This window comes from Streptomyces sp. NPDC057280 (assembly GCF_042668605.1).
Taxonomy (GTDB): Bacteria; Actinomycetota; Actinomycetes; order Streptomycetales; family Streptomycetaceae; genus Streptomyces.
On the sequence record NZ_JBHUYR010000017.1, the window covers coordinates 1 to 19,991 of the forward strand.

General features: G+C 65.8%; 17 protein-coding genes and 5 pseudogenes. 8 read left to right on the top strand and 14 right to left on the bottom strand.

From position 1 onward, the window contains the following. The first annotated feature begins 1,181 nt into the window (after positions 1–1,181). A complete protein-coding gene (locus ACFUO4_RS43815) occupies positions 1,182–1,370 on the top strand; it encodes a hypothetical protein (RefSeq protein WP_383496377.1) in 189 nt (62 codons plus the stop codon). Here ACFUO4_RS43815 and ACFUO4_RS43820 read toward each other — a convergent pair. Continuing rightward, a pseudogene (locus ACFUO4_RS43820) lies at positions 1,340–1,750 on the bottom strand (transposase); the annotation flags it as partial. The gene ACFUO4_RS43815 and the pseudogene ACFUO4_RS43820 overlap by 31 nt on opposite strands. Positions 1,751–2,558: 808 nt before the next feature. Further along, a complete protein-coding gene (locus tag ACFUO4_RS43825) occupies positions 2,559–2,762 on the bottom strand; it encodes a hypothetical protein (protein WP_383496380.1) in 204 nt (67 codons plus the stop codon). Between the two features lie 144 nt (positions 2,763–2,906). On the opposite strand from ACFUO4_RS43825, the gene ACFUO4_RS43830 reads away from it, so the two are divergent. Then, the gene (locus ACFUO4_RS43830; RefSeq protein ID WP_383496383.1) at positions 2,907–6,083 is read left to right on the top strand and encodes an NACHT domain-containing protein; all 3,177 of its coding nucleotides are present in this window, start codon (positions 2,907–2,909) and stop codon (positions 6,081–6,083) included. Positions 6,084–6,270: 187 nt separating this feature from the next. Here ACFUO4_RS43830 and ACFUO4_RS43835 read toward each other — a convergent pair whose 3' ends face one another. The 5 genes and pseudogenes from ACFUO4_RS43835 to ACFUO4_RS43855 all read right to left on the bottom strand — a co-directional run bounded on the left by ACFUO4_RS43835 (position 6,271) and on the right by ACFUO4_RS43855 (position 9,924). After that, a complete protein-coding gene (locus ACFUO4_RS43835) occupies positions 6,271–7,185 on the bottom strand; it encodes a replication-relaxation family protein (protein WP_383496385.1) in 915 nt (304 codons plus the stop codon). Between the two features lie 315 nt (positions 7,186–7,500). Beyond that, positions 7,501–8,217, bottom strand: coding sequence for a hypothetical protein (locus ACFUO4_RS43840; protein WP_383496388.1), 717 nt, complete (start codon positions 8,215–8,217; stop codon positions 7,501–7,503). Between the two features lie 219 nt (positions 8,218–8,436). Beyond that, positions 8,437–8,607, bottom strand: coding sequence for a hypothetical protein (locus ACFUO4_RS43845; protein WP_383496391.1), 171 nt, complete (start codon positions 8,605–8,607; stop codon positions 8,437–8,439). Between the two features lie 131 nt (positions 8,608–8,738). Beyond that, a complete protein-coding gene (locus ACFUO4_RS43850) occupies positions 8,739–9,005 on the bottom strand; it encodes a hypothetical protein (protein ID WP_383496394.1) in 267 nt (88 codons plus the stop codon). Between the two features lie 112 nt (positions 9,006–9,117). Beyond that, a pseudogene (locus ACFUO4_RS43855) lies at positions 9,118–9,924 on the bottom strand (IS5 family transposase). A gap of 380 nt (positions 9,925–10,304) precedes the next feature. On the opposite strand from ACFUO4_RS43855, the pseudogene ACFUO4_RS43860 reads away from it, so the two are divergent. After that, positions 10,305–10,661, top strand: a pseudogene (locus ACFUO4_RS43860) (IS110 family transposase); the annotation flags it as partial. Between the two features lie 11 nt (positions 10,662–10,672). Here the strand turns inward: ACFUO4_RS43860 and ACFUO4_RS43865 are convergent. Next, complete coding sequence (locus tag ACFUO4_RS43865) at positions 10,673–10,954, bottom strand: transposase family protein (RefSeq protein ID WP_383496397.1); 282 nt, start codon at positions 10,952–10,954, stop codon at positions 10,673–10,675. Between the two features lie 152 nt (positions 10,955–11,106). On the opposite strand from ACFUO4_RS43865, the gene ACFUO4_RS43870 reads away from it, so the two are divergent. From ACFUO4_RS43870 to ACFUO4_RS43880, 3 genes and pseudogenes are all read left to right on the top strand, one after another. Beyond that, a complete protein-coding gene (locus ACFUO4_RS43870) occupies positions 11,107–11,922 on the top strand; it encodes a GAF domain-containing protein (RefSeq protein ID WP_383496400.1) in 816 nt (271 codons plus the stop codon). Between the two features lie 565 nt (positions 11,923–12,487). Further along, the gene (locus tag ACFUO4_RS43875; protein ID WP_383496403.1) at positions 12,488–13,000 is read left to right on the top strand and encodes a hypothetical protein; all 513 of its coding nucleotides are present in this window, start codon (positions 12,488–12,490) and stop codon (positions 12,998–13,000) included. 228 nt (positions 13,001–13,228) lie between these two features. Further along, positions 13,229–13,366: pseudogene (locus ACFUO4_RS43880) on the top strand (hypothetical protein); the annotation flags it as partial. Between the two features lie 53 nt (positions 13,367–13,419). Here ACFUO4_RS43880 and ACFUO4_RS43885 read toward each other — a convergent pair. Together ACFUO4_RS43885 and ACFUO4_RS43890 are read right to left on the bottom strand one after the other, a co-directional pair. Next, positions 13,420–13,707 (bottom strand): annotated as a pseudogene (locus tag ACFUO4_RS43885) (hypothetical protein); the annotation flags it as partial. Between the two features lie 137 nt (positions 13,708–13,844). Next, positions 13,845–14,384 carry a hypothetical protein gene (locus ACFUO4_RS43890; protein WP_383496406.1) on the bottom strand — a complete coding sequence of 180 codons (540 nt, stop codon included), beginning with the start codon at positions 14,382–14,384 and terminating at the stop codon, positions 13,845–13,847. 180 nt (positions 14,385–14,564) lie between these two features. Here ACFUO4_RS43890 and ACFUO4_RS43895 point away from each other — a divergent pair, with 180 nt between their 5' ends. Further along, the gene (locus tag ACFUO4_RS43895; protein ID WP_383496409.1) at positions 14,565–15,164 is read left to right on the top strand and encodes a hypothetical protein; all 600 of its coding nucleotides are present in this window, start codon (positions 14,565–14,567) and stop codon (positions 15,162–15,164) included. Here ACFUO4_RS43895 and ACFUO4_RS43900 read toward each other — a convergent pair. From ACFUO4_RS43900 to ACFUO4_RS43915, 4 genes are all read right to left on the bottom strand, one after another. Then, positions 15,046–17,334: a tyrosine-type recombinase/integrase gene (locus ACFUO4_RS43900; RefSeq protein WP_383496412.1), complete on the bottom strand. Its 2,289-nt coding sequence runs from the start codon at positions 17,332–17,334 to the stop codon at positions 15,046–15,048. The genes ACFUO4_RS43895 and ACFUO4_RS43900 overlap by 119 nt on opposite strands. After that, positions 17,331–17,870 (bottom strand): site-specific integrase, encoded by a 540-nt coding sequence (locus ACFUO4_RS43905; protein ID WP_383496415.1) that lies wholly within the window; start codon positions 17,868–17,870, stop codon positions 17,331–17,333. The genes ACFUO4_RS43900 and ACFUO4_RS43905 overlap by 4 nt, the downstream gene beginning before the upstream one ends. Positions 17,871–17,905: 35 nt before the next feature. Then, positions 17,906–18,379 carry a site-specific integrase gene (locus ACFUO4_RS43910; RefSeq protein WP_383496418.1) on the bottom strand — a complete coding sequence of 158 codons (474 nt, stop codon included), beginning with the start codon at positions 18,377–18,379 and terminating at the stop codon, positions 17,906–17,908. A gap of 795 nt (positions 18,380–19,174) precedes the next feature. After that, on the bottom strand, positions 19,175–19,615 hold the full coding sequence (locus ACFUO4_RS43915) for a hypothetical protein (protein ID WP_383496421.1): 441 nt from the start codon (positions 19,613–19,615) through the stop codon (positions 19,175–19,177). A 65-nt stretch (positions 19,616–19,680) separates the two neighbouring features. On the opposite strand from ACFUO4_RS43915, the gene ACFUO4_RS43920 reads away from it, so the two are divergent. Continuing rightward, on the top strand, positions 19,681–19,980 hold the full coding sequence (locus ACFUO4_RS43920; RefSeq protein ID WP_383496424.1) for a hypothetical protein: 300 nt from the start codon (positions 19,681–19,683) through the stop codon (positions 19,978–19,980). Positions 19,981–19,991: the final 11 nt, after the last annotated feature.

Consider the following 19,991-nt stretch of genomic DNA (forward strand, 5'->3'; position numbering starts at 1 on the left):
GGGAGAGACGAGACGACATCCACGAAGCCTTCCTCGGCATCGCCACCTGCCTCATCACACACCGCCACGTCCAACGCCTTTGTTAGGACCTCTTATAGGGCCGGCCCGCCCCCCTTCTTACGCGATCCGAGAAAATTTCTCCCTGCCCGGCCGAGCCCCCACACGGAGGCCGTCGGCACAGTCCGATGGTGCGTGCGAGCCGCATGGGCCGCGGCCCGCGAGCTTCAGGCCGGCGGGCCGCGGTCCGCGAGCTTCAGGCCGACGGATCACGTGGGCGGTCACCACAGCGCGCATCAGACCGGCTCCCAAACGGTCAGCGGCATTTCCCGCTCCACTATCCACTGGCTTCTGCCGACCGACTGGGCGAGGTGCTCCGGCCCGGGGCGAGGTGGGCGCGCCGTACGAAGGCCTTCCTCGGAGGGAGAGTGGGGCCGAGTGAGCGGTTCACTGCGCGCAGCGGACGCTCTGGTGTCAGACTGGCCGTGTGCCCGTCAGGCTCCCCCGTCTTGGCGGGCACAGCCGTGTCCCGGCCACAGATCGAAGGCGATGGAGTGAGCCGGCTGCGCCGCGGCGAGCCGGATGTCACCTGGGCCGCGACGGCCCAGGCGGCCCTGGAAGTGCTTGAAGGCCAGGCGTCCCGCCTCCCACACCAACACTCCAGCACTCACCGCCGACCCGTCTTTTATACCGAACCTGGATCAGCCCATTCCGGCCCGGAATGTAGCCGGCCACTGGAAGACTCCCGGCATGAGACGCCGTCCGAGATACCGCCGCCCTGTCGGCCGGGCGGTCCGCCGGTATCAGCTTCGGGATCACCGCGGCCGCTATACCCGCGACCCACGCCCCCGAGTACAGGGCCCGTGGTGGGGACCGCTCATCATCTTCGGGATCATCGCCCTCCTGGTCCTTCTTGCCGCGCTGTAGACGCGTCCCGCCTGGCAATCACAGGTGACACGGGGCGGCTGAGACGGCGCGACAGGTGACGTAGCGCCGTCAAGGGCGGTCCCGTTGGGTGGTCGATCGGGGCGGTACGTCGGCGCGGCGAGCATCGGCTCCGGCAGGACCCATGTCATCGCGGCGGCGGACCGGGTGAGACGGTCGGCTTCTGCCGTGGCCGCGCGTGCTTCCTGTTCGGCCCGGGCGGGCGCATCCGCGGTCTGCCCGAGCCCTTCCTCGGCCTGGTGCTGTTCTCGGTCGGCCGCTGGCAGATCTTCGCGCGTCTGCAGCAGCTTCTCCTCGGCGGCGGCCCGGTGCTGAGCCTGCCGGTGACGGTCGCGGGCCCGCTCGCATGTGGCTATCGCTGCCCCGTGCACGGCACGCCGCTCTTTAAGACCGTGTCCTACGTGGTGAGGCGGATGAGTCGTTTGTAGCAGCACAGGGCAGCGGCGAGCCCGAGAAGGGCCAGGTAGTTGCGGGGATCGCGTTCGTAGCGACGGCTCAGGCGTCGAAGGCCGGACAGCCATGACATCGTCCGCTCGATGACCCAGCGTCGGCGGCCCAATCGTTCGCTGGACTCGATGCCTTTGCGCGCGATCCGCACTTCGATGCGTTTGCCGCGTAATCATTTCCGCAGGTCAGCGTGATCGTAGGCTTTGTCCGCGTGGAGGCGCTGGGGTTTGAAGTGGCGGCCGCGGTGGGGGTCGTGTCTCGTTTGGTGACCCTCGACCGTGGGTTTCAGCCCTTCGCTGTCGTGTGTGTTGCCGGCCGGGACGCCGAGGAGGAGGGGCAGTCCGTTCGCGTCCGACAGGACGATCTCGCCGTCGAGGGAGAGAGAGGCCGACTGTTGGAGATCGAGCGGGCTGGATTGCTCGGGGAGCACGAACCCTCTGCCTGGACCGGCTCCGCTCAGCCCAGGCTCGACCTCGGCCTGAGGATCGAGGTGTACTCCAACCTCACCCACGTCCGGCCCGCCTTGTGGGCCGCCTTCCAAAGGTCCGGCTCGCGCGCTCGGTCCTGGCACTGTGCGACCACTTCGAGACGTCCTCAAGCTCCGGCGGCACGGGTCCCCGACTCCCGCCCCGGGTTCCCAGCCCTGGACAGGTCGAGGGCCCGGGGCGGGCCTCTCGTTCGAGGACCTTGGGGGCGAGCGGGCCGGGGTTGGTGGCGTCCATAGGGCCAACTTCCGGTTCGATCGTCCGCGCGTGGCCGCCATGCTCCACACCCGTGAAGCCTGGGCGTACGCAGCCATGGACCGCACGGCAGCCTTCACCCGGGCGACCGGAGAGGCAGGCGAAGCCACGCAGGTGGCCCTGGTCTTCCTTCGAAGGCCGGACCAGTCGAAGTTCGGGATGACTGCTCGCGGATGGGCCAGTTGCCGGGCAGGCTTAAGGCGTGACGCCTTTCGCCTTGTCCGCCGTGCTGGTGGACAACGAGCAGTTCCCGGTCGAGGCCGCGCTGGGGGAGTTGATGTCGGTCGGGAGCCCGCAGAGGGGGTGGCTTCCAGCGGGGTGCTTGGAGCCGCTCGCTGCCGTGGTGCAACGGAGGCCGGACGCCCGCATGCGCTGGCCCGGCGCCTCGCGGCTTGCGAGAGCCCGCCGACAGGGCTGGAAGAGGCGGGTTCAACGCCGCAGCACGGCCAGCGCACCAGCAATCGCGGCCGCCAGGGCAACAGCGCGCGCAGCGGTGGAGGCGGCCCGGGCACAGACTGCGGGGTAACTAGCGCCGTCACGTCGGGCCAGATAACCGGCTGCCGTACCGCACATGAGGGCGATGACGACGGAGAGAGCGCAGGTGAGCAGAACGATGGCGGTGTGGTCGGACACGGCAGGATCTCCCTTTCATGACAGGGGGCGGGGTATGCCGAGGCCGAACTTCGCGTAGTTGCTGTTCGCTGTGGTTCGGTGAACCAAAATGAACAGGGGTGAACAGGCCGCCAGAAGCGGGCAGTCCAAGCGGAGGAGCGGGAAGTGCCGGGCACACCACAGCAGAAGGCGCTTTCCGAACTCCGTGAACGCCTCAAAGCCGCCCAGGTCGCCAAGCGCTACCCCACGCAGGCAGTGTTGGCCCACCGAGCCGGATTGGGCCGCACCGCGGTCAATCAGGCATTGAGCACCACTTCCATGCAGGTCCCCTCGGACACGACGGTGCGGAAGCTGGCCATTGCCCTTGGTCTTGATGCGGTCCCCCTGCTGACGCTGCGCCGGGCAGCCCTGGCCGAGGGTAAAAGCAGCGACGGGAACGGCGGTCTCGATCAGCGCACCTATCAGGCCATCACCGAGTACAAGCAACGGCTGCGCCAGTACTACAGCACCCTCCCCCTGGACCCACTCACCTCCCTGGCGGTGCCGGAGACACAAGCACCGGTCCGTCTGCCTGAGGCCTTCATCGCGCCTCGCCTGCATGCCGACCCACCACCAGCGCAAGTGGACGTCAGCGACTTGCAGGAAGACACAGCCCGCATGCTGGCCCGGCTGTCCAGCCAGGCGGCCGACACCGATCACGACGCGCTGGAAGTACTGTCCGACCCCCGCCACGAGCGTGTGGTGGTCCTGGGAGACCCTGGTTCGGGCAAGTCCACCCTGACGCGTTACCTGGCGGTGGAGCTGGCTCGTGACGGCGGAGCGGCCGGCAGGCTGGCAGCGCTGAGCGAATGCGTGCCGTTCGTAGTCGAGTTAAGTGCCTACCGGCCCGATCACGAGGATCGGTCGACCATCGAGCGGTACCTGGTCCGCCGTCATGAAGTCGAAGGGCTTGGACTGCACGACGATGTGCTCCACGTCGTGTTAGCTCAGGGCCACGCCGTGGTCATCTTCGATGGCCTGGACGAGATCTTCCACCCGGAGCTTCGTACCGACATGATGCAGCGCATCGCCGACTTTAGTTCACGCTGGCCCAGTGTCCGGGTCATTGTGACCTCGCGGCTCGTCGGATACCGGCGCGCGGTACTGGACCAAGCCGGATTCGCCCACTTCACCATCGCTGACTTCAACCGGGCGGCCATCGACGAGTTCCTTCGCCGCTGGTATGCCCATGAAGAAGGAAGCGGCCCAGACATGGCACGGCAGAGGGCACAGGAGCTCGCCGCGCAGCCGGCACTGCAGGAACTGGCGGGCAATCCGTTGTTGCTGACCATGCTGGCTACCGTGGACGGGGACCACAGCCTCCCGCATGACCGCGCAGGGCTGTATCGGCACGCGGTCAACCGTCTAATCGGCCAGCATGTGTGGAAGACGGCCAGCGCCTCGGGCTCCCTACCGCAGCCTGTCGTAGACATGCTGGACAGCCTGGAACCGCGAGACCGCAGGGAGGTTTTCCAGCGAGTGGCCCGCGCGATGATGGAGGGCACACATGGTGCGGCTGGCAACATCATCGGCGGCGACAGCCTGCTGAATTCGATGACTGAATACTTCCAGGAGGCCTTCGGGACCAGCCTGCCACTGGCACGAAGTGCAGCAGAAGTAGTGCTGAATCAACTGCGTGAGCGCGCCACCATCTTGGTGCGCAATGGGCCGGAAACCTATGGCTTCCTGCACCGGACCTTCCTCGAGTATCTGGCCGCAGCCGACATCAGTCAGCGCTACTTGAACCGAGAATGGACCCTTGGGGAACTTCTGGAAGAGGTAGTGGCGCGCCGGGCCGGGGACTCCACTTGGCACGAGACGCTGTTGCTGCTCATCAGCCAGCTCTCAGAACATGATGCATCCCGGGCGGTAGACCGCCTCCTCACGCTGGGCGCATCCGGCGACCTCACCGCCGCCGACAGCGCCGTGCTGGCTCTGCGCGCACTCGCCGCCACCACCGCTGTAGGTGCCTTGATCGGTCCCAGCATCGCCGCAGTCGACGCCGCGATTACAGTTCTCACACCTCGATTGCGGCAACAACACGAACCCGTGCTCGCCCAAGCCCTGCCCGCACTGGCCTCTTTCAGCCCTCAGTGGCCTGGTCGCGAACGCTACCTGCGCTGGTATTCGCTCATCGGCCAGTTCACCCAGGCCAGCGACGAGCCAGCGCGAGCAGCCTGCGCTCTGCAACACGATCTCGACGATCTCCTACGCCTGGCCCACCGCACCTACGCACCCGCAGCCCGCATCGCGATCCTTCATCACATCACCCGGCTGACGGGCGGACGCACAGCGGCCTGGCGCATGCTGTTGGCAGCGGTTACTACCGACCAGCCCGCTGCCCGCATTGCTGCCGCGCACGCCCTGGCAGACGAGGCGGCTCAAGACGACACGCCGCGCACTCTCCTGCTTGATCGGGCGGCCAACGACCCGGTCCCAGCTGTAAGGGCAGCCATCCTGACCCTGTTGGCCGGCCACTGGGGCCACAGCGATGATGTCCTCACGTTGCTGACCCACCGTGCTGCCGAGGACCCCGACTCCTATGTCCGCTGGACCGTCGTGACCGCCCTCGCCCACGCCTGGCCCGATCACCTCAACACCCGTGCGGTGCTGGCGGTACGGGCAGCATGCGACAGCGATCCCACAGTGCGGGCCACCAGCCTGCAGGCGACAACCCACACGGCTGACGGCTCCACCAATATGCCCGGACTTATGCGCTTTGCTGTCTCTCTGCCAGACCCGCAGGTCCGCAGCACCGCCCTGCGGGACCTCGCCCGGCACGCCCCCCGGAACGAGGACACCTTCCACCTCGTAAAGCAGGCCACCAATGACCCGAACGGTCTGGTCCGCGCCTGCGCCGTGGAAACGCTCGTGCAGCATTGGGGCTGGCGCGAGGAAACCCTGTTCGTCGTCCGGCAAGCCGCCGAGGACCCCGAAAGCGTCGTCCGTGGCCTGGCCGTTGAAGCGCTCGCACAGCGCTGGGCCACCCACGACGAAACCCCCGCCTGCGTCGAGAAAGCCAGCCGCGACACCCACCCGGACACCCGGTTCGCCGCCTACCAAGCGCAAGCTTGGCTGAAAGGAACGGACCCAGCGTTCTGGACCGCGCTGAGGCGCACGACCGCTGATGACCCCGATTCGACCGTACGGCAGCGGCTCCTACACCTCATCACGCTGGCTGCGCCCGACGGCGCACGTACCCTGCTCGAAGCCCGCACACGAGAGGAAACCCATCCTGACGTGCGGGACTGCGCCTGGGGATTACTGGCCTCTTTCACGACAACAGCTCGGCCCTTCAAGTAAGCAGCAGCCCGCCCGGCCCGCCGCTGTGCTTCGTTCAGTCGGCGTTGCCTCATGTGGACCGCAACCGTCACTGCGACGGGGATTGTGCCTCGTGGTCGTCCGCTCGGTGGCTGTCGTTTTGACAGCAGCGAGGCTTACCAAGTGAACCGTTCGGACATGCCACGGCCCGCAGGTGGGGTTGTTCTGGTTACAGCTCGGTCCAGGGGCGGGGTTCGCCCCCGGGCAGGGGGACCCAGACCGGTGCGGTCGGGCCGTGCTTCTCGATGTCCTCCAGCACAGCGGCCCCCAGTGGTACCTCCCGGGCGAGGGCGGCAACGAGTGGGTGTTGGGCGGCCATGGCCTGCAGATCGCTGATGCGGTCTTCCAGCCGTGCTCGGGACGCACCGGTGAGGACGAACAGCACGCGGGGGAAGACGGGATACCAGCGCAGCCATGTGGGGCCGGTAGAGACGGGTCGGCGGCGGCCGACTGACTGGGCTTCGTACTGGAACAGCCTGGCGTACTCGATCAGCTTCACGGCCAGGCGTTCACTGCTCATGGTGGTGCGGTCGACTTCCACGAACCCGCGCAGTTTGCGCCGGTGTTCGCTGTCGATGTGGGTGTAGTGGAGGACGGCGTCGGCGACGAGCCGTTCGCCCTCGCCGATGGAGTGGGCTACTTCAGGGGTCCAGTCCCATGGCCCGTGTTCGTGTCCGAGCCGGCGGGCGTCGGCTGCGAAGGGGAGGTGGGCGCGGACGACACACAGTGTGTGCGGTGTCTTCAGTGACGCTGCAGTGGCTGAGGTGATGCGGTAGGGGGGCCGTCCTCGCAGGAGGGGGAGGTCACGGGTCAGCCGTACCCCGTCGGGGGTGAGGTACCAGGCGTGCGTGCGCGATCGGTCTGGTTCCTGCAGCACGGTGAGGTCGACGAAGCCTGCGGAGCGCAGTTTGTTGAGGACGCGGGAGATGAGTTGGCGGGGGCTGTCGGGCCGGAGCATTTGCCGTAGTTGGCCGGTGGTGGCCATGCGGTGCAGGGCGAGCGCGGTGAGGACTTGCAGGCGCAGGGGTTCAGCAGGGCTGGGGGCCGGTTCGGCAGCCGGTTCATCTGAAGAGAAGCGGGCCATAGAGGCAGCCAACCCGGTGCCCCTGACCGTGCCCCTGACCACGGAAGCCCGACCATGGTCACGGCTCAACAACGGCTTCGTGGTCGGGCCATGGTCGGGGTCGTGGTCAGGGCTACGGACTGTGAGCCGTTCGCGTCATGGTCGGAAGAAGAAGGTGGCCGTTCCCGGTCCGCAGCAGCAGGATCGGCTGGGGCGGGGTGTGGTGGCGAAGCCACGCCGTCCCGGCCGTCGTGCGACCCCCGGCCCGCAAGGAACCAACCCCAACTGGGGGCCGCGTTCAGGCGCGGTGCGCGCAGTCCCGTGCACCGCCGGGTCCTACCTCCTGGACCGTTGTTCGGCTTGTTCGAGGATGCGCCGCCGTGTCCAGCGCCGGCGGCCGTTTTGGCGACCGGCGTTCTCGGCGATGCCGTCGGTGGTCTTGAGCAGCGGCAGGTTGCCCTGGGACAGACTGCTGGAGAAGGAGCTGAGGCTTTTGTAGCCGAGCAGGGCGGCCGCCTCACTCGCGCCCAGCAACTCGTCGGGATCGCCGTCCACGGGAACCTCGGGAAGGGGCGGTGCCGGCTTGGTACCGGCTCGGCGTCCGCGGCCGGGTCTGGTCTCCAGCCAGTTCAGCAGGGTCTGGACGCGCCATTGCTGGCGGCGGTAGGGGTTGTCGGTGGTGCCGAGTTCTTCGACGACGTCGGGTTCGGGGAAGTAGCCGGGGTGGTCGCGGACGAAGGTGGTGACCTGGTTGGGGTTCTTGTAGCCGAGGAACCTGGAGGCTTCTGCCGCGTTGAGGAGTTCCTGCGGGTCGCGGGCGGGCGGCTTGTACCCGTGCAGCCGGGTGGGTGTGCGGTGGGTGAACCACTCGGTGACTTCGGCGTGGTCCCACAGCCGGGCGCGGCCGCGGGTGGTGACGGGTTCGGGGAAGGTCGTGCCGGCCGTGTTCTGCTCGCGGCTGGTGTACAGGCCGCTGATCCGGGCGGGTGTCAGGCCCTGTTCGGCTGCGATCTGTGCGGCGTCGATCAGGCGAGGCTCAGGGTGCGAGGTCATGGCACAGCCTTTCCTCTTGTCAGCTGTGTGCCGGCCCACCCGGCTCACAAAGCAAATAATGGCAGAAGGTTTAGGGTGGGGTCCAGCCCGCGGCTCAACGCTTTTTGCCGGCCGGCCGCCCTGGCGGCGTGCCGCCTACTCGTTGGGGAGCAGGCAGATGCCGCGCCGCGCGGCGTCCTCGGCCATCTGGGTGTACGCGATGGCGGCCGGCGTCATCTCCTACTCGGCCAGCGCCAAGAGCAGGATGACCTTCTTGCGGTCCTGCGCGGCCTCACACGGCAAGCTGGCGACGTCCGCGGCGAGCAGCAGCTCCGCGGTGGTCCGTCCGTCGAGACGGTTTGCTACCGCCCGGTGCAGATCCTGAAGGCCTTGCTGGTACAGCTCGTTCACGTCGTCCAGGAGCAGCAGGTCCTCGGCGCGGGCGGCCGGTGGCGGCTGGGGTGAGGTCGAGGATGCGCTGGGTGGTCGTGATCGTCATGAGAAGTATCTCCCCAAAACAGCGCTGGGCGGGGTGATGGTGGTCAGCGGCAGCCGTCGCACCCGGCGGCCCTGTACAGGATCGTGCCTCGCTCGTGCGGGCCTTGGAGTCCCCTGCGGGTGGTGCGCTTTGCGGTGCCGTCGCCGGCGCCGACCGCGACCAATGCCTCCCGGTGCCGGACCGCCGGGGCGCAGCCCGCCCGAGGGGCCAGGGCGCCGAGCGCGATGAGCTGGGCTTCGGCGTGCTGTTCCTGGAGTCTTGTGTGCGTGGTGCTCTCGTGGAAGAGGTTGCAGTCTGGCAGGCGCTTCACCGTCCGGGCGGTGGCCCGGTTCGCGTATACCGCGTTCGTGGCTGCGTTACGGGGGTCTTTCAATCCTGCTCGCGGCTGAGCATCTCAGTGCTCGCCAGGCTTGGACGTCATTTCACTTGGTCAGTCGGCGGAGACATATGAGGGTCGCGGCGATGGCTGTGAAGGCAAGGAAGTGTTCCGGCTTGCGCTCGTAGCGGCGGTGCAGGCGGCGGCAGCCGGACAGCCAGGACATGGTCCGCTCCACCACCCAACGGTGCTGGCCCAGCCGCTGGGACGACTCGATGCCCTTGCGGGCAAGACGGTGCCTGATGCCGCGGGAGGCGAGCCATTGCCGCAGGTGGCGGTAGTCGTATCCCTTGTCGCCGTGGAGCTTGGCGGGCCGTCGGCGCCGTGGGCCGCGTCGTGAGCGGATGGGTGGGATGCCGCGGACCAGTGGGATGAGGGCCTGGCTGTCGTGGAGGTTGGCGGCGGAGATGCCGATCGGCAGCGGCAGGCCCCGGCGGTCCACGATGAGGTGGATTTTCGATCCTTTCTTGCCGCGGTCGGTCGGATTCGGTCCCGACAGCTGCCTCCTTTGAGGGCCCGGACGCTGACGGAGTCGATCGCGCACCGCGACCAGTCCAGGCCTCCGCGGGCGCCGAGTTCGTCGAGGACCAGGCGGTGGAGCCTGGCCCACACCCTGGCCTCGGTCCACTCGGTGAACCGGTGGAAGGCGGTCACGCCCGACAGCCCGAACCCTGGAGGCAGTTGGTTCCAGGTGCAGCCCGAGGTGGCCACGAAGATGATGGCAGCCAGCACCTCGCGGTCCCCTCGTCGACGGTGCCCTCCACCCTGTGGGGTGCCGGCGCGACGGCACCACCCGCTGGAACAACGCCCATAGCTCTTCCGGCGCCATCCGCTCGACAAGCGCAGCAGTCATCACCCCAGACTGCCGCAAGATCACGCCAACTGAAATGGCGTCTAAGTCGTCCTGATCACGGCAGACTCCGGACTGCCTCCGCGCGAACCATGCGCAGGTTCACTGCACAGACGAGCAGTCATACAGGTGGCTGCTGGGCCAGGCCCAGTGCCGTCAGCAGACGTGCGAGGGCCTCCGGCCTTCGGGTCCGGCATAGCTTCCCCCTCCTGTTGTTGATGATCCTGGGGGTGGTGTCAGCGGGTCCGGAGGCATCGACGGACCGCTGATGAGGGGCTTGAACTACGGCTTCACCCGAGCCGGAAGAGTTCTCCGTAACGTGGATGTGGCAGCTCGGTGCCCTGGCAGGCCGGACGAAAGCGTGATGGAGGGGCCTGCACGTGATCGACACCGGCGACATCGACGTCTTCCTCGGCCTGGACGTCGGCAAGGGCGAACACCACGCCACCGCCGTCACACCGGCAGGGAAGAAGGCGTTCGACAAACGCCTGCCCAACACCGAGCCCAAGCTCCGCGAACTCTTCAGCAAGTTCCGGGCCAAGCACGGAACGGTGCTGGTCGTGGTCGACCAGCCGGCTTCGATCGGGGCACTGCCGCTGGCGGTCGCGAGGGACATGGGCTGCCCGGTCGCCTATCTGCCTGGGCTGACGATGCGACGGATCGCCGACCTCTATCCAGGTGAGGCGAAGACGGAGGCGAGGCGGGCCCCGGCCCGCCCGGCCAGGAGCCGCCCGATCACCGCAAGCATGGCCTACTGGAGCTGGCTGCGGCGCCCGTATCGGAACGTCAGTCCCTCGACCTGCTTGGCGAAGGTCCGGCGCGGACACGACGACGCCTCACACCGAAACCGGCGGACCGTCAGATAGATCGTCACCGGACGTCCCCCGACGGCGACATCGGCGAGCCTGCGCCGGTACCGGTCGTGCACACGACAGGAGTTGGCCGCACAAGTGGGGCATGGAGCGGTCTCCGCAACCGTGGTAGCGGTGATCGTAAGCGTCGTGCCGACGAGTTGGAGGTCAGTCACGGCCACGGACGCGGTTCAGCGACGGATACCTTGCGTGTGGCTGTGGCCATCCCGTGAAGCGGCGTTGAGTCGACATCACCCCCGTCGGCAAGAGATGAAAATTCCCACACTCCGGCGAACCGGAGTCTCGGTTCACTACGATCACCACGGGGGTGTGGGTGAACGCTGACACGTTAGAGGCCGTGAAGCGGATAGGTCTATTCGTTCTGTCCGGTTTGCTTGCTGGAGGGGTATTTGTTCTCTCCATTGTCGCCGATGGGGCGGAAGGGCGGAGTAAGTGGACCTGGACCGCTACAGGTGCGCTGGTGGCAATGGCAGTTGTGGCAGTGGCGGCCTATGAGAACCGCCGCGCCGAGACGGCCCGACAGAAAACCCGCCAAGAAGCAATCAAAGCCGCCGGGGACCTGGCTCTTGCCTACAACATGTACCTCGTTCCGGCAAGTGAGCAGATACGTGAGCTGGCAAGGGCTTACGTTGCGAACAATCCTCGCCCGCCAGGCGCTCTACCCACTTCGGAAGAGGATGGCTACCGTACAAATATCCTCGGATCGGTGCTGGAGGCGGCCGTTGCTCTTACAGCGGAACCTGGCCCGACCGGTCTTCCGAGGGCGCGGAGCGCCTACTACGAGATGGATGCGGCCGGCGATTTCATTCGAGTGGACAAGAGGGGGAGAATTCCGGAACCTAGTATCAAGGTGGCAGCTGGTAGTATGGGTGGACATCACATGGACTTCATTTTGAACAGTGGTACCTCATTCTTTGCAGATGGCACGCCCGGCAATACGAGTATCATCAACCCTCAGGGCATTGGTTACAAGTCTGTGATCGCGGTTCCAGTCCGTGCTGATGGCAAGAGATTTGGGGTGCTAACCGTAGACGCTCCTGAGTACGCCGATTTCATTCCTGCTCATGTCGATCTTATGAAGACCCTGGCCAACGTGCTTGCCGCCTCTCTGCTGTTCGGCGCTCCGTGATGGCGGCGGCCCCAAGGCCAGATGGAGATCCGGATCCCGAGTTCGTGGCGTATCGGGAGAGTCAGGTTCGGCGAACAGCAATGCGACAAGAGGCCGCGCGGATACTGGACGACCGACTGAATCTCACCAGAGAAGCCGCGCCGTGGAATGTGGCCACGTATAGCACACTCACTGTGACGGCAACGGCCTCGGCCATCGTCCTGGCCCTAACTGGGTTCATATGGTGGACCGCTTTGCCTGCGGCGACGGCGATGGCTTGCCTGTGGCTTTTCGCGGTGTCTGTCAGGCAGATGCGCCACGCGAGCCCGCGGCGTCGGTACAGGGATGAAGAGCCGCACTGAGCTGGCCCAATCGTCCACGTCAGCCTGAAGCCAGGCGCGCGGACGCCGGTTCAGATTGAAGAGACTCAAGCGGGTGCGGATTACGTGGGTGGGCGACGAAGCCGAGTAACCAACGGTGGAAGGGGCTGAATATGAAAAATCGGCCCCTTCCGGACTTGTAGGGGATTACTTTTGCCTCCGTGTGGGGATCAGTGGGAAATAGCGGTTGGAGCCGGGGGGTACGAATGGAGATCGCTGCGCTGATCGTGTCGGTTGTGGCGCTGGCTGCTTCTGGCATTGTTTCTGTACGACAGTTGCAACTTACGGAACATTCGAACACGCTGCCAGTCCTCGTGGATTTCTTCCGAGAGCATCGCGGTGAGCGACTAGCTCAGGCTCGGCAACTCATATTCGACAAATCTTCCGTCTGGGACTTGTCCGCCGGATTGGAAGGATTGCCCGAGGTCGAGCGGAGTCTGATACGAGAGCTGGCGTGGTTCTATGATAACCTCGGCGCTTTGGTCACGCACGGCGTGGTGGACATCGAGCCAATCTCGGGCTATTTGGGTGGATCGGTCATATCTGTATGGGAGGGGCTGGAGCCGCTTGTTAGGGCAGAGCGAGAAAAGCGAGTGCAGAGCGGCCTGCCGGACACGAATCGCTGGCAAGAATATTTTGAAAACCTCTATCGCTTGGTCAAAAAGTTTCCGCCAGAACAGGCCCGGTCGCAGTCACCACTATGGCTGCCAGGCAACTGACGGTTGAACGTCGGCCCATCACCTACTAGGCGCAATGCCGTGACTCTGTTGGTAATCTTGGCAGGGGGTGACGGTCGTCGCTTTTGGTGGTTGGCTGGTCTGTGGCGGGGCGGCCTCGGTTCGGGGCGGTGGACGGTGTCGATGCGTCCGACAAGTTTTCAGCGGATTCCTCCGATGACGGTCTGCACTGCGTGGGCAGCATGTCCGAGGGGGACTCCGGTCATGCTGATGCGGGACCGGCTGGATGTGGTGTTCGCTGACGAGGACTTCACTCATCTGTATCCGGCCGATGGCCGACCGGGCTTCTCGCCAGGACAGTTGGCGCTGGTGTCGGTCTTGCAGTTCGCGGAGAACCTCTCGGACCGTGGGACGGCGGTTGCGGTGCGCACGAGGATCGATTGGAAGTACGGGCTCGGCCTGGGGATGAGGCCGTGCTCGCTGCTGTCCTGGGCGGCGAACGCGGCCGGGATCCCCAGGGCACGGATGGGCCCCAGCCAGGGCAGAGACTCGGCGAGGGTGGCCGCGGCGTCTATCGGGACGTCGGGGGCGACTGACCATAGGCAGAGCTCGGGTCCGTAGCGGTCGACGGTCGCCTGCAGCCAGGCGAGCCAGGCCTGCTCGCCGGGCCAGCCCTTGCCGAACTTGCCGTTGTCGCACGCGTACCGGGCGCCGGGCGGGATCACGTTGCCCTGAGCCGGGGTCGCCATGCAGGCCAGGAGTCCGGCCTGCATGGCGGCCCGTACGTCAGCTCCGGAGGGGAGAAGCGGGAGATGGGGAAGCACAGGGGCTGAGGGATTGGATGCGCGCACGGGATGTCCTTCTGGAGGTGGTGGTGAGGTGCGGTTCAGGCGAGGGGGAGTTGCGCGGCGGAGCCCGAGATGAGGTCGTTCCAGTGCTGCTCGAAGTTCTGGTCCTGCTTGTCGATCACGCGGGCGGGGGCGGTGGTGAAGAGTTCCTCCGCCATCGGCCAGCCCTTGGTGCGGGGCCGGACCCAGGCCCGGGCGCGCCCGTATACCGGGTCGTGCTCGGCGTCGACGCCGTGCCGCTCGGAGACGGTGATCAGCCGCTGGGCGAGCTGGTGGGGGCGGCCGAGGTCGACGCGCTCGGTGGAGCGCTTGACCGGCTGACGCCGGCTGTCCTCTGTGACCAGGAACAGGCGCCGCACGTGGTAGAGCGCCCACGGCATGTCCAGCTCGCGCTCGAACGCCTCCAGGCACGCCCGGTCGCGGGGCTGGGTGGGGTCGAACATCTCCAGAAGGGTCTTGCGGCCGTAGAGCTTCGCGTTCGGATTGAGGCTCATCGCCGTGTACTCCAGGCGCAGCACCTCACCGGTGATGTCGGGGTGGGCGCGCATGCGCTCCATGTGGGCGGGCAGCGCGCCCATGGAGGCGGAGAAGCGACAAGTTATTGAGAATTGAGACAGGGGAGAACTTCTCTGCTGGTTGAGATTGGAGGGTCGTATGAGGCAGCTGTGTTGATCGAGGGAACGCCCGGCTGGAATTCCGTGGTCTCGTTTGCGGTTCGTTGCGTTGGGTTCGAACGGATGTGTAGGGATCACGAAACGGTGGGAGAATGGCACGGTCAACCGGGGGGCGATGTGGGGAATGATGCAGGGAAATTTTCACCTGAGGAACTTCTGGCATTGATTCAGTGGCACATTGTTCGATGCGATGAACTGCGCTCGGCAGTGGCAAATCGTGCCGCTGTTCTGCTAAGTGCTAATGCCTTCACTACTGCTGGCGTGGCTGCGGTATCAGTGAGCGTCTCGGCTCCGCAGGCAAAATTGGTTCTCTATCTGATTTTTGTGGCGACGGCATCCACGTTAATCTTTGCGGCCTTGTCGGTTGCTTTTGCCGCTGACTCTTTGATCAACCGGTTCGGCTGGACTGTTCGCCAAGGAGTCGAATCGACATCGTTCGCCCCCGCCTTCAGTCATTCTGATACGGTCCGTTATGTGGCGTCGCTCGCAGGTTTTCGGCAGACGCAGCTTGATCTTCGGGTGACCGATGCGCTTGAGCATGCGATCTCGGAACTTTGGATCGTGATTAGGGCTCACCATCGAAGGTATGCTCAGATGCGGAAATCTGTGCGATTTTTCTATTATTCTCTGGGTTCTTTTGTTGCTTCTTCGGCGCTTGCCCTACTTGCTCGTTTGGTTGCGTGAAGCGGTTCTCCTGATATTCCAGGGTTGAATTAAAGACCTGGGACAGCGGAATGAAACTGGTGGTGGTTCCCAGTTCTCTTGGGGTTGGGCCTGCCGGAGTAGGCGTGTCTGCGAGTCGTTCGGCCAGGGTGCCGACCGCCTCGCGGTCTCCTTCGAGGGCCTCGCGTTCGTCGTCGGTCAGATTGAGCTGTTCGAGCATCTGGTCGATGCCGTCCTTCACCGCCAGGAGTTGTCCGCGGGCGGACTGCTTGGGGACGTAGAACGGGCAGCGGGCGCAGGCGAGCCGGTGGGGGCACTTGGCGAAGAAGTCGTAGCTGCAGTAGCCCTCGCCCAGGTCGTAGTACTTCCAGGGCTGTTCGCCGTCGGCAGCGGCGCCTGTGAGGATGGACTCGCGGTCGATGAGGACCTGGATGGTGCGGACGTTGCGGGCGAAGTAGTCGGCCTTCTTGTAGGCGGCGGTGAGGGTGCGCCGCAGGATCTCGGCGTAATAGCGGGTGCTGGCGGGGTGTTTGTGTCCGAGCCATTGCTGCAGGTCGTTGACGGTCAACGATTCGCGGGCGTTGAGGAGTTGGGTGGCGATAGCGGCGCGGGCGCGGTGGCTGGTCAGTGCGCCGTGGGAGTCGGCCTGCGGGACGCCGGACTTGTGGAAGAGGACGGGGATGATGTTGTGGTTGAGGTAGTCCTTGCCGACGAGCTGGCCGCGGTGGCAGAACAGGTGCGGTCGCTTCTGCCCGGTCTTGCGGTCGATCAGGTCGGGCTGGGGCGGCCGGATGAGTTTCCAGGCGTCGATGAGCTGGCCAACGATCGGGTCGACCGGCTTGTTGAACGGCCGGGAGGTCTTGTTCTGCGGGATGTGCAGCAGGCAGATAGTGAAGGGCTCGCCGGTGGTGTCGTCGGTGGCCTGGTCCCAGGTGACGCAGTCCAGTTCGAGGCGGCGGATCTCGTCGACGCGGCAGCCGCCGAACAGCCAGACGCCGACCATCGCGCGGACCATCTCGACGGGATAGTAGGTGGCCTTCCAGCCGGCTTCGCGGGCCCTGCCGGAGCCACAGGGCTTGAGATCCTCGGCGTTCAGGGTCAGTCCGGCGGCCATGAGCTTGGCCCATGATGCGTCGTCGATGATCCTGGGGTTCGGTCCCATCTGGGCGCGCAGGGACAGGGGCATGCTCATCACGCGGCGCGGATCGAAGCGCGGTTTGATCCATTCCCATTCGATGAGGTCGCAGAAGAACCCGCGGATGCTGTCGATCCTCGCTGCCCGGCCGCCGGGACAGATGGGCTGGCCGAAGCGGCTGCGGTTGCGGTTGTGTCCGGCCCACTGGCCGACGGTGGCGTGCATGGTGTCGGCGACGTACTCGGCCGCCATGTCCCGGCTCCACTGATCCGGCGCGATGACGTCGGCGTGCTTTTCCGCGGCCCAGCGTCCGGCGATGAGGATGACGGAGAACATCGAGCGGATGGTGCCGGGCTCATGCGTGGAGAACTTCCGCCAGCGCAGGGCCCATTCGGCCCATTGGAGCGGGACGGTGGAGAGCATGTCGGAGCGGGGACCGGCCTTGCCCTCGTTGCTGTGCAGCGGAGCGGGGATGGTGCCCTTGCTCGCGAGCACCCGGGAGAGCTTGATCAGGCCGCGGCGTCGGCTGTTGAGGCCGGCCACGTTGTTGTACTCGGCCACCAGTTGGCGCACCAGAGTGTCGGGGAGATCTTCCAGACAAGGGCTTCCGGCGCTGAGGAGGGCGTCGAGGACCGCGTTGCCGACCTGCCACTCCAGCAGGTGCGGGGAGGTCTGCCAGGAACTCAGCGTCTGCTCGACCTCGCGTAGTGCGGGCCCGGTCGCTCCGGGGCCGAAGACCAGATCCGCGAGCCGGTGCATCTGGTTGATCCCGGCAGTGTGATGCAGGCGGTGGTGCCCGCCGAGGAGGTGTCCGAGGGCGGCGATGTGCAGACGGGCCGGGCCGGCCGCGGCCGACACCTCCGCCCAGGTGTCTTCGTCCCGCGACTGGTAGGAGAGGCCGCGGGCTCGTACTGCGTCGAGTACCCGGTTGCGTGCGGCGCGGCCGGTCTTGCGGGGCCATTCGCGTACGGCGTCGTCGATCGGGCGCATCAGCTCGAACAGGGCCTCACGTGCCATCGTGGCGGTGTGAGCTTGGCCGGTGTCGGCTGGGTTCATGGCTCCTCCAGCAGTGCAGCGAGCAATCGCTCGCGGTCAGCGTGGATGGTGGTGTTCGCGCGGTAGAAACGGGCGGCCAGCTCACGGCCAGACAGGTGGATGTAGCGCATGGTGGTCGCCAGATCGCGGTGGCCGGCGTACTGGGCTATCTGGTCAAGGGTCCAGTCGGCGCGGGCCAGGTCGGTCAGCCGTAGATGCCGGAACGTGTGGGTGGACACCCTGGCGGCCCCGGCACTTCGGGCGATGTGTTCGACGGTCTTCGACCAGCTGGAAGGCCCCAGCGGCGCACCGTAGTTGCGGTTCGACACCGACCGGAACAGCGGCCCGTCGATCCGGCCGAACAGTGCGCGACGTTCGCGGAGGTAGGCCACGAACAGCTGCGACGAGGTACTGCCGAACGCCACCTCCCGGGCCCTCTGGGACTTGGTGGTCTCTGCCCGCAAGTGGATGAGACGGTGTGCGGGCTCGAAGTCTTCGACGTCGAGTTGGACGAGCTCTTCGCGGCGCAGGGCGCCGTCGTAGGCGAGCGTGACCATCAGCTGGTTGCGCAGCGATTCCGCTGCACAGGCAGCTAGGATCCGTTGCCAGACTTCCTCGTTGGGGATCCACGGGGCTTGCTCGATGTGCCGTACCAAGCCCTGACGGGGTCGTCGGCCGCCGCGTCCGGCCTGCCCCCGGCGGACCGGGTTCTGTTCGCGCAGGCCGTCTTCACCAGGTACTCGTAGAAGGACCGGACTGCGACCAGGCGCTGTTGGATGGTCGCGTTCGCCAGGCCCGTCTCCCCTTGGCGTGACCCTTTCGACGTGTGGCTGACGGTTCGGGGCCGGTCCAACATGTTCCTGATCCAGGCGGCAACGATGTCCGCGCGGGCCAGCAAGGGATCCGTATCTTCAGCTGCACAGAACTGCAGATGGTCCTCGACCGCGCGGCCGTACGCGTCGATCGTGTTGGGCGCTCGCCCGATGTTGGCTGTGAACTGCAGCCAACGGTGCGCCAGTTGATGCTCTGCGACAGTGGGGAACTTGCCCCACGGGATCGGGGCCATGAGTGCACGTTACTCGTGACCGAAGGGGAAGTTGCGATCTTAGCCCAACCTTTCTGGTGGGAATGACAGTTCGATTTGCGAATGGATCTGTGAAGTCCGGAAAAATATCGTAAAGAACATCGGTCGACGGTTAGGGAATGGTGTCCTCCGAGTCGGCAGGGGGAAGTCTCTGGCAATCTGGTGAACGGGGGGTTCGTCATGTGGTGGGATGCCGTTTCTGCAATATCTGGCGCGATTGGCGCTGCTACCGTACTAGGAGCCCTACCCTTTGCCTTGCGTCAGTTAGATGAGACTCTGAAAACGCGTCACATTTTGGCAATGGCGGAGGCCCTTGAGCCGCTGGAAGGTGTCAAATTCCAGGAAGTTCGTACGCTATTTTGCGATCATGGCTCACTCATTGCGGAAGTCCTCGGCCGGGAGGATGGCATGAAGGAGTTGGGCCTGCTGCTTCGTAGTCACTCCTTGGATGGGTGTGAGATCTCCTCTGTTGAGGAACTTCGTACGGGGCTTGCTGCGTTGGAATCCTCTGCACTGTATAGCCTCCATGGCATGTCGCCGTTGACTGAGGAGCGCGCTTATTACAGCGTGGTCGTGGCGGACACTTGGCCTCGAATCCGCCCCTTTGTGGAGGCTGTTCGCGGGGGTATGGATGATGTGGATCAGCGTCCCTCGACTGGGGGGCGCTTCGGTCCGGTCTACATGCAACACTTCGAGCGCGCTTATGAATTGATGTGCGGAGAGTATTGCCATGACTACTTCACTCGCTCGTATAAGGTTCCCAGGCTGAAGCGTAAGTTATTGCGCGACTTGGGAGGGTCGTCGTACTCGTACATCCTTCGAAAAAGGGGTGAGGGCACGATGCGGCGCTGGAGGCGGTGACCGAGTCGGGCCGAGCGTGATCGATTGCCCAGGAAGTGAGGCGGTAGCGCTGGCCTTTGCCTGATTCCACATAAAGCAGAAGGTGCAGTAGGACTTCGGCCAGTGCACGTCGAACCGCTCCAGCAGGTAGGCCTCGCATTGCTGCCGGGTCCAGCCCCAGTCGATGAGGGGGAACTCACCGGTGCGCCCGGGCATCTTCGAGGTGACCTGGTCGCCGAGGCGGCGGCCTTCCTCGTCGGCGTTGAGGCCCATGATCTGCCGGAACGGGCGGCCGCCGAAGACCTGCTTGAGCCACCAGTCACCGACGTCGGCCTTCGCCCACAGGGAGCATTTGCGGGTGCCGGCGACCTGGGGCACGGTGCCGACGGACTCCTGGTCGTGTCCCAGAGCGTCCACGGCCCGCGGGCGAAGAGCTTCTCGGGGTGGCGGGAGTCGTCCAGGATCGTGAACCCGTCGGACTTCAGGTGCCCGTTGCGTGCCAGCTGGACGAAGCGCACGCCGTTCTCGCGCAGCAGCGGGAGCATGAACTCGTCGGCCAGAAGCCGGGTTTCTGGCCACTCGCTGCCGGTGGCCATATAGAGGACGGCGGTGCGGTCGAGGTCGATGCCGTGGGCGGCCGGGGCGGTGAGCGTCTTGGCGAGGTAGGCGGTGGAGTCGGCGCCCACGCCCCAGTTGATGATGGTGTCGAGGTCGTCGTCGGCGGCGCTGAGGCCGGGCAGTGACGGCGTGTACG

Excerpts from the sequence above, each read along its gene's own strand:
- ACFUO4_RS43835 (WP_383496385.1), bottom strand. The coding sequence starts at position 7,185 with ATGGCCCGCTTCTCTTCAGATGAACCGGCTGCCGAACCGGCCCCCAGC.
- ACFUO4_RS43840 (WP_383496388.1), bottom strand. The coding sequence starts at position 8,217 with ATGACCTCGCACCCTGAGCCTCGCCTGATCGACGCCGCACAGATCGCA.
- ACFUO4_RS43875 (WP_383496403.1), top strand. The coding sequence starts at position 12,488 with ATGGAGATCGCTGCGCTGATCGTGTCGGTTGTGGCGCTGGCTGCTTCT.
- ACFUO4_RS43890 (WP_383496406.1), bottom strand. The coding sequence starts at position 14,384 with ATGGGCGCGCTGCCCGCCCACATGGAGCGCATGCGCGCCCACCCCGAC.
- ACFUO4_RS43900 (WP_383496412.1), bottom strand. The coding sequence starts at position 17,334 with ATGAACCCAGCCGACACCGGCCAAGCTCACACCGCCACGATGGCACGT.
- ACFUO4_RS43905 (WP_383496415.1), bottom strand. The coding sequence starts at position 17,870 with ATGGTCACGCTCGCCTACGACGGCGCCCTGCGCCGCGAAGAGCTCGTC.
- ACFUO4_RS43910 (WP_383496418.1), bottom strand. The coding sequence starts at position 18,379 with ATGGCCCCGATCCCGTGGGGCAAGTTCCCCACTGTCGCAGAGCATCAA.